The 12,422-nt window shown below is 41.6% G+C and carries 10 protein-coding genes; 2 read left to right on the forward strand and 8 right to left on the reverse strand.

The features are described 5' to 3' along the window. The first annotated feature begins 156 nt into the window (after nucleotides 1–156). Nucleotides 157–597, forward strand: coding sequence for an Hsp20/alpha crystallin family protein (locus ACFQ1M_RS03630; RefSeq protein WP_386404010.1), 441 nt, complete (start codon nucleotides 157–159; stop codon nucleotides 595–597). A gap of 147 nt (nucleotides 598–744) precedes the next feature. On the opposite strand, the gene ACFQ1M_RS03635 is transcribed toward ACFQ1M_RS03630, so the two are convergent. The 7 genes from ACFQ1M_RS03635 to ACFQ1M_RS03665 all read right to left on the reverse strand — a co-directional run bounded on the left by ACFQ1M_RS03635 (nucleotide 745) and on the right by ACFQ1M_RS03665 (nucleotide 10,024). Further along, on the reverse strand, nucleotides 745–1,818 hold the full coding sequence (locus tag ACFQ1M_RS03635) for a glycosyltransferase family 4 protein (RefSeq protein WP_386404013.1): 1,074 nt from the start codon (nucleotides 1,816–1,818) through the stop codon (nucleotides 745–747). Between the two features lie 5 nt (nucleotides 1,819–1,823). Continuing rightward, a complete protein-coding gene (locus ACFQ1M_RS03640; protein WP_386404016.1) occupies nucleotides 1,824–2,534 on the reverse strand; it encodes a class I SAM-dependent methyltransferase in 711 nt (236 codons plus the stop codon). Nucleotides 2,535–2,576: 42 nt separating this feature from the next. Next, nucleotides 2,577–4,568: an excinuclease ABC subunit UvrB gene (gene uvrB / locus ACFQ1M_RS03645; RefSeq protein ID WP_386404019.1), complete on the reverse strand. Its 1,992-nt coding sequence runs from the start codon at nucleotides 4,566–4,568 to the stop codon at nucleotides 2,577–2,579. A 92-nt stretch (nucleotides 4,569–4,660) separates the two neighbouring features. Further along, nucleotides 4,661–5,341, reverse strand: coding sequence for a lysoplasmalogenase (locus ACFQ1M_RS03650; protein ID WP_386404021.1), 681 nt, complete (start codon nucleotides 5,339–5,341; stop codon nucleotides 4,661–4,663). Nucleotides 5,342–5,457: 116 nt separating this feature from the next. Then, nucleotides 5,458–8,190 carry a T9SS type B sorting domain-containing protein gene (locus ACFQ1M_RS03655; protein WP_386404024.1) on the reverse strand — a complete coding sequence of 911 codons (2,733 nt, stop codon included), beginning with the start codon at nucleotides 8,188–8,190 and terminating at the stop codon, nucleotides 5,458–5,460. A gap of 36 nt (nucleotides 8,191–8,226) precedes the next feature. Continuing rightward, complete coding sequence (locus ACFQ1M_RS03660) at nucleotides 8,227–9,060, reverse strand: ABC transporter permease (RefSeq protein WP_386404027.1); 834 nt, start codon at nucleotides 9,058–9,060, stop codon at nucleotides 8,227–8,229. A 61-nt stretch (nucleotides 9,061–9,121) separates the two neighbouring features. After that, entirely contained in the window at nucleotides 9,122–10,024 is a 903-nt protein-coding gene (locus ACFQ1M_RS03665; protein WP_386404030.1) for an ATP-binding cassette domain-containing protein, read from the reverse strand. Nucleotides 10,025–10,102: 78 nt separating this feature from the next. Here ACFQ1M_RS03665 and ACFQ1M_RS03670 point away from each other — a divergent pair, with 78 nt between their 5' ends. Then, a complete protein-coding gene (locus ACFQ1M_RS03670; protein WP_386404033.1) occupies nucleotides 10,103–11,173 on the forward strand; it encodes a hypothetical protein in 1,071 nt (356 codons plus the stop codon). A 75-nt stretch (nucleotides 11,174–11,248) separates the two neighbouring features. Here the strand turns inward: ACFQ1M_RS03670 and ACFQ1M_RS03675 are convergent, their stop codons facing one another. After that, nucleotides 11,249–12,307 (reverse strand): nucleoid-associated protein, encoded by a 1,059-nt coding sequence (locus tag ACFQ1M_RS03675; protein ID WP_386404036.1) that lies wholly within the window; start codon nucleotides 12,305–12,307, stop codon nucleotides 11,249–11,251. Nucleotides 12,308–12,422 lie beyond the last annotated feature (115 nt).

Genomic DNA, 12,422 nt, shown 5'->3' on the forward strand with positions numbered 1-12,422 from the left:
TAAGAAAATGATCATGGTGAATGTAGATGCTTGACAAAATGTCATTAATTTAATCAAGAATAAAGACATAATGTCACATATTTAACATTGGAACTGTATTTGCCACTAGTGTATTGAAGTTGAAAATTAACAAAAACAAATTAAAAGTATAGAATTATGACACTTGTAAAAAGACGAAACAGCGACCTATGGCTTCCATCGATTTTCGATGAGTTTTTGACACCTGATTGGTTTGGGGGCAGTACCAATAAAAACGTATTGTCGAGAAGTGTTCCTGCCGTGAATATCAAAGAGGATGAAGAAGGCTTTTCTATCGAGTTGGCAGCTCCTGGACTTAAGAAAGAGGATTTCAATATCTCGTTGGATAACGATGTGCTGACCATCTCGACAGAGAAAGAAACGAAGAGCGAAGAGGTAGAAGGGCAGTATACGCGTAGAGAGTTCAGTTACTCAAGTTTCGAGCGTAGCTTCAACTTGCCCGAAACTGTTAACACAGAGGCTATCAACGCCAGTTATGAGGATGGTGTACTCGCTATCGCTTTGCCTAAGCGCGAAGAGGCGAAACCGGAACCAAAACGATTGATAGAAATTCAATAAGACCTTGGAGTTTTGGAGATTCTCCCCTAAAAATCTCTAGATTTTTCATAATGTTTGGTTAGTTAGTTGAATAAACGCCCTCGGAGGAGGGCGTTTATTTTATTGTCAAGTCCCCGCAGTTTTCCATATACGAAGCACTATCAACGCTCAATGGGAATCAATCAATTGCTCAAAACGACGCGCTCTTTCGGAGATGTTGAATTCTTCAATGATCCGTTGACGGGATTTTTTTCTCAAATGACTGCGTGTAGCATCATCCATCTCAAGTATCTTCTCAAATAAAGCCAGGGTCAGGTCTTTATCTCGTTCTGTGATGACGAATCCGGTATCATCAATGATATCAGGAATTGCCCCTACACTCGTTCCTATAGGTATACATTCGCAAAGCATCGCTTCGCCCAAAGCATTTGGGAATCCTTCTGAGATTGACAATTGTAGATAGAATTCACTACGATACAGGTATGTTTTAAATACTTTTTGAGATAAAAAGGGGTGCATGCTTACATTCTTGGGAATTCTAGGGAGTTGCCTTTCTACATCCTTTGACATTCCAATGATGGTGAAAGAACACTCCTTAAAGACCTTGGCAAGCTCAAAGATGATGTCTATGCCTTTGAGTTTGAACCTGGTCATATCGTTGATGGAAGCTACGGTAATAAATGAATTTCGTTCTTTCTTGTGTGGTCCTTCCAGAGAGAAGAGCGGGTCAAAACCATTGTGTATTACCTCATGATCCGTGCGCACACCAGGAAAGTGATGCTTATAGCCTTGGTGCTGTTCGGCAACTTTTAGAAAGTATTTGTTCTCTGAGAGCACTAGGGATTCATGAACTGGAATCAGTTTTGTGCATAATTGATAAGACCATTTGATGAAAGTTCTCAATACAGGCTTTCTCAGACTTCCGTATCCCAAAGAAGGAAATGATACACAATCGGTTCCTCCAAGGATGATAAAGACGGGTGTCTTAAATAGCCTTCCAAATAACGAAGGTAGAAAAGACCAATACCCCCCAAACATCACGATCACCGCTTTAGAATGAAATAGATGCCGACATAAGAAGAGAAATTGTTTGAAGAAATTTATCGGGGTGGACCACTTGTTGGACCAGTGATGCTTCGGCACCTTGACAGCATAGTTTTTCGATAAGAAATCAATATCCTTCTTTATAAAGGTAGAAGGTGCTGGATAGATGTAAATGATCGAATGACGGCTGTCTTCCATGATGCTTAGAATCTCGCTATTGCAAATTTTATTCTTGCCAACATCTTTTTGTAAATTATTCTTTTCTTTTTCAAGGGGTCGAATATCTTATAGGGAAGTTTTTTTTTAAGTTTGATCAGTACATAGTCTGGCTGTTCGTTGGTCAACGAGTAAGCTTCATAATGCACCAAGATCAAATCTTTCGCGTATACCGTTTCCATGATCATGTCCGCTTGTAACGACTGATCGATGATTTGAAGTTTTTCGGGTGTGTGCTGTCGTATATAGTCCAGAGCGGTGGGGTGGGGAATATGAATGACAATGATCGATTCGTCGTGCATCAATTTTGAAATACATTCGAACAGCTGAGCATGATCTTGGCTTGGAATATGCTCTAATACGTCTGGCAGCACAACAAAGTCAAACATTTCTGGATACTCGAACGAATTCATGTCAGTGACGACAAAGTCTATGTTTTTTCGCTTTCCTAGGTTTTCGCGAGCCAACTGGATGGACTTGTCACTGATATCCGTGGCGACGATCTCTCCCTTCACATATTTGGCAATTAAACTGGTCAAGGTGCCAATTCCACACCCGATCTCGAGAATGTTATGATCTTTTTTCAATCCAGCATCTATGAGATAATTCATAATGGTATAATGTCTAACATTGACACCGATGGTAGATTGTTTGTTCGAAAAGTTGTTATACCATTCCTTAACCGCTTCGTTATTCATATGAAGTTTTGTTTGATCATATCAAAATAATCCATTCTTGTTCTAACTGTAGTCTTGTAACGTCTTTATCTCATCCCTTAATTTAGCGGCCTGCATAAAATCCAATTCCTTGGCAGCCTTTTCCATGGCTTTGCGCTTTTCCCTGATCTTCTTTTCTATCTGATCTTTGGTCATATATTCAGGGGCTGGTTCCGCGGCAATACTTTGAGAGACCTCATAATGATAATCGCCGATAGTGGTCTTGTTGCTTAGTACATTGTCGATCGCCTTGGATAATGCTTTTGGGGTGATGTTGTTTGCGGCGTTATAAGCAAGTTGTTTTTCTCTGCGATAATTGGTCTCATCGATCGTCTTTTGCATGCTATTAGTGATCTTGTCAGCATACATGATAGCTTTTCCATTCAGATTACGAGCGGCACGACCCACAGTTTGAGTCAAGGACCGATTGCTTCTTAGGAAGCCTTCCTTGTCAGCATCGAGAATGGCGACCAAAGAAACTTCGGGCAGATCGAGCCCTTCACGCAGCAAATTCACTCCGACTAGAACATCGAAGATTCCTTTGCGTAAGTCTTGCATGATCTCTACACGTTCTAAGGTATCTACATCGCTGTGTATGTATCTACAACGCACCTGGATTCTGGTCAAATATTTGGTCAACTCCTCAGCCATTCTTTTGGTCAAGGTAGTGACCAAGGTACGCTCGTCCTTTTCCACCCGTAGCTGTATTTCTTCAACCAGATCGTCTATTTGATTGAGGCTCGGTCTTACTTCGATTTCTGGATCCAAAAGCCCTGTGGGTCTTATCACTTGCTCTATATAGACGCCATCGCTCTTTTGCAATTCGTAGTCGGCCGGCGTCGCACTCACGTAGATCACCTGATTTTGTAGCGCTTCAAATTCCTCAAATTTAAGTGGACGATTGTCCATTGCCGCTGGCAACCGAAATCCGTAGTCTACTAGGTTCTCCTTCCTGCTTCTATCCCCACCATACATGGCATGCACCTGCGAGATGGTCACGTGGCTTTCGTCTATGACCATGAGATAGTCACTAGGAAAGTAATCCAAGAGACAGAAAGGGCGCGTACCAGCATCTCTTCCATCGAGATAGCGTGAATAGTTCTCTATACCAGAGCAATATCCTAGCTCTCTGATCATTTCGAGATCAAAGTTGGTGCGTTCATCCAGTCGTTTTGCCTCCAGTGGCTTGCCGATTTCCTTAAAATAGTCGACCTGCTTTACCAGGTCATCTTGAATTTGCCTGATAGCTTCCTGTAGTCTGTCTGGTGAAGTGACGAAGATATTTGCAGGATAGATGAGTAGGCGCTCATATTTTTCGATAACATGATTGTTCTTTGGGTCAAAGGACTCTATTTCCTCGATCTCATCACCAAAAAAGTGAATGCGATAGGCATGGTCTGCATATCCCGGAAAGACGTCTACAACATCACCTTTCACCCTGAAACTGCCATGTAAAAATTCCGCCGTTGTTCTAGAGTATAGACTTTGAACCAGCTGATGAAGGAACTTAGTACGCGATATCACCTGATCGCGCTTGATCTCTATGACATTCTTTTTAAATTCCACTGGATTTCCAATTCCATAGAGGCAGGATACCGATGCGACGACCAACACATCTCTTCGTCCCGATAGGAGGGAGGAAGTAGTGCTCAACCGCAGTTTTTCTATTTCTTCATTGATCGAAAGATCTTTCTCTATGTAGGTTCCGGTAACAGGAATATAGGCCTCTGGTTGATAATAGTCATAATAGGAAACAAAGTATTCTATGGCATTATTCGGAAAGAATTGTTTAAATTCTGAATATAATTGTGCGGCCAGGGTCTTGTTGTGAGCTAATACAAGCGTAGGCCGTTGTACTTCCTCAACGACATTGGCGATCGTAAAGGTCTTTCCCGACCCTGTAACTCCCAAAAGAGTCTGATATTTTTCACCAGAGACGATTCCCTCCGAGAGTTGCTGAATTGCTTCTGGCTGATCTCCAGTAGGACTAAACTCAGATTCGATTTTAAATTTCATTTTTGCTTCCTTGCTTCGAAGTAGTAAAAATACGAAAATAGCTCGCCTTTGTAACTCAAAGCCTTCCGATTTAGTGGTCAAAGTTTTTCACACTAATGGGCAGTTTTATTGCGATCTTCTAAAAGGATACCGATAACGATAGCAAGATGGGAAAGGCCATAGAAGAGCATTGTCAAATAGTCTTCATAGGGCAGCGGCCCTACAAACCTACTGTAAGCGACCATACTTTGTGTGATCACATAGAGCATGGTTCCGAAGAGTACCAGATAAAAGCTATTTGCCTGTACTTGCTTAATTCTGAAATAGGCACTTTGTAGTGAACTGAACATCACCACCATGAAAATGATGATCGGAATAAAAAAATCTCCAAGAAAAGGTATTAAGAGTCTTAATAGAAAGAAACAATAGGCAAGTACAATAATAGAAAGTATGAAAAGGCGTGGGATATTATATTCAACCTTGAACTGAAATACCAATACGTAAAGTACGTTGGCAATCAGGAAAAAAATGAAGCCGATCATGAAGTTAAGATCGTTCTGATAATTCAAAAATATAATGTCGCCTATCGCATAGCATGCTAAAGCCACCAACATGAAAATTTGCTGGGTACGATCTAGATGCTTTCCATTGAGAAAGAAAAAAATACCAAGGGAGATGATCACCGCGGGTTTTGTGAAATATCTCACGGAATAAAGACCATCAATATTAAGGCAGGCGAGGTCAATAGCTACAATGCCTAAGAAAAGTATAATAAATGGCCAAAGGTTTTTCATTCGTCCCAATAACAGTCACAAAAATAGAAATACAATGAATACAAAACAGGAATAGGTTGTGAATGCCAATATTTTGTTGTTTATCAGGGGGTTTTGTGTTATATGAAGTAAAAAAATTAGCGTTTCAATGTAAAATGTCCTTTGAATTCTCTACCATCTTGTAGAATAGCTTTGAACCAGTAATCCGATGCAGGTAAGGGTTGCCCATTAAAGGTACCATCCCAACCTTTTCCAAGAGGACTCAATTGTTTCACCAATTTGCCAAACTGATTAAAAATATAGATTTGGGCGACCGACTGGAGCGGCTGTTCTAGCCCTTTGAGCTGCCAATAATCGTTATGAGAATCATTGTTTGGGGTGAAGAACTTCGGGTGCCCAATGACCGCGGCCGTAAATTCACCTACTGTTCCACAACCATTCTTGTCACGAACAAAGAAATCGACGAAACCCGAAGGAACGTTTTCAAACACATTGCTATCTTGAAAGGGTCCAAGACCACTATATATGGAATATTCATAATCACCTTCCCCATCGACCAGGATGGTAACGGTATTGTTATCTCTAAGATCACCGATATCGAAACTCATAAAAGTGGCGATATTGGAAGGGACCATCTCAAAGTCTTTAGCGTTCGTGCATAACATCTGAGTACTGAACGAGCTATATTCCACTCCTATCTCTAACCTATAGGTGCCTGGTTCTACAATGTTCGCAGTCTGTTCCGACGAGATGGTGGTCAATGTTCCATCATCATTTATCTTATACCAGGCATAAAAATCAAATCCAGGTTCTGCGATCGCTATCTCCAAAGGGTCATTTAGGCAAATGATGCCGTTTTCGATCAACACTTCAGGTTTTGGATCCACAATAAGCTGAATTGTTTCAATATTTTGGCACTCATTGCTGTTTTCTACCCTTACGAATATCGTTACGTCTTCAGTGACAAAGGTATTCGGTAAGGCGTCTTCCTCTGAATAAGCTTTATCAAGAGAGTCATAGAAAAAGACACTTTCAAAACCCGAGAAAAAAGTGGTCCTAATGGCATCAAGATCAAAGGTGGCCAATAACACTCCGTCATCTCTATCGTCGTCGCAGGCAGCGAAGGGTCCGGTGTTGGGAAGGCTCGCCAAAGTGGGTTGCACACTCAATGTAAGAGTTGCAAAATCCTCACAACCTGGTCCTGATTCGATTTTTACGATGATCGTACTGGTCACCGTGTTTCGATACGCTGTGGTATTGGTTATTGGCGTGTCACTGCTCAAGTCGGCCGCGCTCTCATAAAAAGTTACGGTAACGTCTGTGGCGCCTCCTGTGAGGTCATTAAGTGCCTGGTTAAAGTTGAAGGTGGTAATGCCATCCATCGAATTAGCTGGGTCAACATCACATTGTACCAACGTATAGTCAAACGCTTCAGGCAATGGGTTTACAGATACGGTGGCCAAACCTATCGTTGGACAATCTCCGTTGTTTGGGTTGATCTCTACCCGATAGGTACCTGAACTACTCACCTCAAGTTCATAGGGGTTTCCCGTAGGAATAACAGGGACGCCATCGACCGTCCAATCGTACGATGCTCCAAAAATCACTTCCGGTGCACTGAGGGTATATGTTTCTCCCTCGCACAATTGTAGCACGGTGGTACCATCGTTTTCTGGATCACCATCCGCAATAATATCTACTGTATTAAATAGCGATTGAATAAAAGGAGGTAGTCCCTGTCTAGAAACATTCGGGCTTAGGTTTATGGCATTGTGACTGTAGTTACTGGCAAATCCCAATTCATTGGGACTCTCGATTACACCAAGAAACTGGCTTCCATTGAGATAAGAAAAAGAAAGGGTACGATAAATCTTCCCGTTGCTTCCTAGCTGAAGCGCGCCCCTGTATGAATTTTGGCGCTGATCGATGAATACTTGAGAGGCTTCGATATCTGTAGCTGCAAGATCGAACTGCACCAATGCAGACTCATGAGGTCCGTTGAAGCCAGCATTGTTATAGCTGTGGACATATAAAAAGCGGTTGTTCGGCGAAAACTCTACCCCATACGGAAAAGAGCTCGTCCCACTTATTGTTAGTTCTATAGGATTACTTACAATACCCGTGTTGATATCAAAATCGAACAGATACATTCCAGACTCGACGTTGGCACTGGCCAGTTTGGTGCCATCAGGTGAAAGTTTTAAATAACCGCGATCATCCTCAATTTGTAAGGATGAAATAGTGCTTCTAACAGGTACTGGGTTAATTCCAAGGTCGTTTACCTCATAGCTATAAAAGGTGTTGAGGTTAGGACTGCCAATACTTGCTGGCCCCTGCGTAATCACCCAGATAGAATTCTGGAAGCAATTTTTCACCACTGCCGATAATTTTTCAGACGAATCTGGTAAAAGATTCACATTCTTGGTAGTTACCGCACCATTGCCACCATCCAGACTCATGTCAACGATAGAATAATTAAAACCGGTATCGGGATCTCCATCCCCAAAAACGGTATCTACTGTAAAAATGTAATAAAGAAAATCGCTATTGGGCACGGGCACAATAATACCCGATTGGGCACTTGAAGGATCCCCGAAAAGACCATTCCCGTTAGCCATTACTTGATGGTTTCTTGTATAGACGGTGATTCCATCGGTATAGAACAGAAGGTCGCCGTTGGCATCCGAGATGGTGGCACAACCTTCATCCGTGAATAATTGGCCATCATCGGTAGCGGTAACGGTACCATCAGCGTTGAACCTAAGTCCGGCTCCATCGCCAAAATACCAATTGTTGGCCTCGCCCTGAGAAAATATTAACGTATGAAAACACAGCGCACATAGTGTGGCTAGAAGATTTTTAGTGGTCATTGGTCTTATCTTAGATCATAAGAGCCATAAATATAACTATAAATCTCGTCTCTTCAGTAAGGCATACGACCAATAGATAAATAATGTCGTCCAAACGAGAACGATCAATATTTGATACCAGTGAACGTCATGGTCAAAATTGAAATTCTCCCCGATCTGATTGCCTAGATTCTTTACGGCCGAAAGTCTGGTAAAAGGTTCTTTAACGAGATTTGACATCGATTCTAGAGGGAGAAAATTTTTGATGTTCTGAGCAAGTTTCCAATCCTCCAGCTGCCAACCGAGGAGGCCAAAAGAAATTTGTTCAACGATATACCACAGAATTAAGAAACCAAGGGCAAAGGCCGAACGTTTTACTAAAATGCCTAAGAAGAGACAGAATGAAAAGAAACCTATCAATTTGATAAAAAATGCCAATAGATATTCCAATTCAGAGAAGATGATCTGTAGTTCATCGAAGTCGGAATATGCCAGCCCCAATATCATGGAAACAACAAAGAGAAATATGGTCGAAACCCCAGCAAATACCAATACGGTTATAAATTTGGAGAGCACGAACTCTTTTTTGCTTAGGCCATCAATAAGATTTTGCTTTAGCGTTTTATTGCTATACTCGTTCGCCATCATAGAAACGATGACCACCGCTAAGAACAATTTGAAGAGCGCAGCTATAAACGAGTTAAAATGCCAGATATATGGAAAGTTGAAGATGCCCAATTCGGCCAGATGGAATTTTATCGGGCCAATGTCAAATTTGATGGCCGCGATCAGCGAAATTAAAGTGAGCAATACAAAGTAAGAGATGATCAACACCTTGCTGGCTTTGTTGTTCCAAAGTTTTATGAATTCTATATTGAGTAGTCGTACCATTTTTATCGATTAGTTGATGATTGCCGAAGGCCGTTTGTATGTTCCCCGCGCAGATTTACTTTTAGTTTTGCTGATTTTTGGTAAGGGTCAAGAATTGCTCTTCCAAGCTCTCTTTTCGCTTTACCAAATGTGAGAGCGTAATACCTTGCTCAAACATTTTCTTGTTGAATTCAGCGGCCTCCATAGGCTCATTCAAAAAAACAGTGATGGTACCGTTTTCTGTTTTGATCGAACCAAAGGCAGTGTCTTTTTCTAAGAGCTGCGCCAGCACATCATTATTTTCGGCCTTCAATTCGAAGAACCCATGGCTGGCCACCATCTCATCCACAGGCCCAGAATATAGCTTTTCACCTTTTCTGAGGATCACCACATGGCTGCATACCTTTTCGACCTCATCCAACAAATGAGACGCTAACAAGATCGTCGTACCATTGGCGGCGATCTTTTTAATGATCTCTCTGATCTGATGAATTCCCTGAGGGTCCAAGCCATTCGTAGGCTCATCCAGTATTAGGATCTCTGGGTCGTTGAGAAGGGCAGAGGCAATGGCCAGTCGTTGTTTCATTCCCAAGGAATAGGTGCGGAACTTGCTATCCTTTCTATCGAGGAGCCCAACGATCTCGAGCTTTTCTTCTACTTTGTCATTCGGCACATCTTTGATCTTACAGACCAGTTTCAAATTCTGAACAGCCGTCATATAAGGATAAAAATTCGGCCGTTCGATGATGGCTCCTACCTTCTTTAAGGCATCATGGGTAGAAACGTTGCCGTCAAACCATTTGAAGTTTCCTGCCGTACGATTTACAACATTTAGTACAATTCCTAGGGTGGTCGATTTACCACTTCCATTCGGGCCTAGGATTCCGTAGACATTCCCTTTTTCAATCGAAAATGAAAGGTCTTTTACGGCAGTCACATAGCCATATTTCTTGGTGAGATTTTCAATGGTTAGTATGGTTTCCAATGAAGTTTTTTTTAGATTGTTATACTAAGTTGACGACGGGCATGGAAAAATGTTACATAAAGATAGTAACTTTACCCAATGAGTGATGAAAAGTTGATGTCCAAGAAAAAGCCCTCTTATAAGGTGGGCGAAAAGTTCTTCGAGTACTTGTCAGAGTATAACAGGACGACCCATATACCGATCTCCTACGATGATCTTTTGCGATTCTCGGGTTCTGTGGCCGTTCTAGACAAAAATGATGAGGATACGCTCTGGGTACGTGTGTATTACAATGAGTTTGAACGAGAGGAGATCGACCGAGAGTTAAAACAGGTTTACAGTATCTTCCATTCGGATGGTAACGAGGATATCATATCATTTCTCAACATCGATGCTATTGATTATTGCACTTTTGGCAATTCAAAACCCTTTAGGGTCAAAGTACGGAATATTCTCAACGACAATTTTACATATTTCTATATCAAGAAAGCAGATGCTTCGCGAATATACGGCTTAGAGTTAGAACATATGCTCTCACCTTACAATCTCAATTTTTTGGTGTTCAACGATACCTTGATCGAAGAGCATATTGCAGGCATCCCTGGTGATGTTTTCATTCAGGATTATTTGCCAGCGTGTACGGAAACCGAAAAATCACAGATAGCCAAAGAGTTCGTTAAATTCAACGAACGCTGTATGATCAGACTGCTGGGCGACATGCGTTCCTATAATTATGTGGTAGTGCCTGTTCACGATTTCGACCACGTGGTATATCGGATCCGGGCGATCGATTTTGATCAGCAATGCTACGAATCGAAGTTTAAGGTCTATAGACCGCAGTTCTTCAAGGAGAATTCAACTTTGGTGATGATGGTGCAGGATAAACTTTTGGCCAACTCGATCGAACAGTACAAGAAAGAAGAGCGTTCGGTCATTGCCAAAAGGATGAAAGGGGCGGACAAGCGTATCAAGAAGCTTTTGAAGTGTATGGTGAAGGATAAGATATCACCCTTTGAAAACGTGAAGATACTACGTGCCGAATTGTATGAATACACTTTAGATATGAAATTCAAACGCTGCAGAACGATGGGGCAATTACTGCGTACGGCCCTCGAGTTTGTAAAGCGAAATTATGAGGACGTCAATATGAAACGCCTGTTGCAAGGGTAATTTAAGTCAGCAGTTGGCAGTCGCAGCTAGCAGTCGATATTTCACATGCGGTACGTTAAAACTTAGAAATATACACTACGACTTCTGCTCCTTGTTGAAGTACACCAGATAATAATACATTTGCTTTTCCTCATCCCAGCCTTTCTCCACAAACTTCTCGGCAGATTCAGGATTGATGAAATCCATCTTTATCTGAATATTCGTGTCTAATTCGATGACGTTTTTGATGCTCTTTCTGGCGGCAGATACGGCCTTATTCGCAATGGGAAAGTTAGAGACATCCTCGATGCTATACTTTGGGCCGCGCTCTACCTTGTAGTGCTTGAATTCGGGTATCAGGTCGGGATTGTCGATCACTTCATTTAAGAAGTTGGTCTCCTCAAACTCATCATTCTTGGCAAAATGGTTCACCGCCCGGTTCATGAATAACACCTCTTCTTTTTTATCCTCGGCTGGCAGAACTACGTCTTTGGCAAAATCTTGACAAAATTTCAGATATTTTTTGGTGAAAAAGTTTTCGTCCTCAAAGGCATCCACTCCTAAAAAGTGCTCTAACCAATATTTGGTATCATAGCGGTTGCTGTCTATCGAAAGTATCTTATAGCCCTCTTCTTTTTTGGTGTTGAAGATAAGGGCCCCTTTGTCTAGCTTGTTCAAATTGATACCTTGCTGCAACACCATTTCCAAATTGCTCTCTTTTTCCTCAAATTGAAGGAAATCGTGTTTCAATTCTGATTTGAATATCCCAATCGCATCTACTTTTTCGTTATCCAGCATCACATTGGTGAGATAGGTAACATAGACCTCACCAGCTTTAATATGCGGATGCTGCGACTGTTCAAATAAATGCGAAGCGATCTTTTTCGAGCTATCATGGATCGAATCGGGATCATCGAAAACCGTCGATACAATATTGTACAGGTGGTTGAACTCAACGTCCACCTCATTGCTAAAGCGAAAATAGTTTTCCTCTTTGGTACGGAAGGGTCCAAAAAAATAATCCTTGATCAAGGGAGTAAGTTCATCGGTGAGTTGATATGGAGATGCAGATAAGAAGATGTTCTCGTTTCTACTTCTGTTGCCTACTCTATGAATCGAAAGCGATTCTATATTTAATGGATATAAGTTTAGCATCAGTATTGATTTTTGTCATTCCTGCAAGGGCAGGAATCTAATTTAATTATTAAAGCTTGAGTTAGAGTAAGAAACTCTGAGAGGAACCTAGCTGCCCAAGACAGCTTAAGAATAC

It is taken from the genome of Sungkyunkwania multivorans, from assembly GCF_042675645.1.
Lineage (GTDB): Bacteria > Bacteroidota > Bacteroidia > Flavobacteriales > Flavobacteriaceae > Sungkyunkwania > Sungkyunkwania multivorans.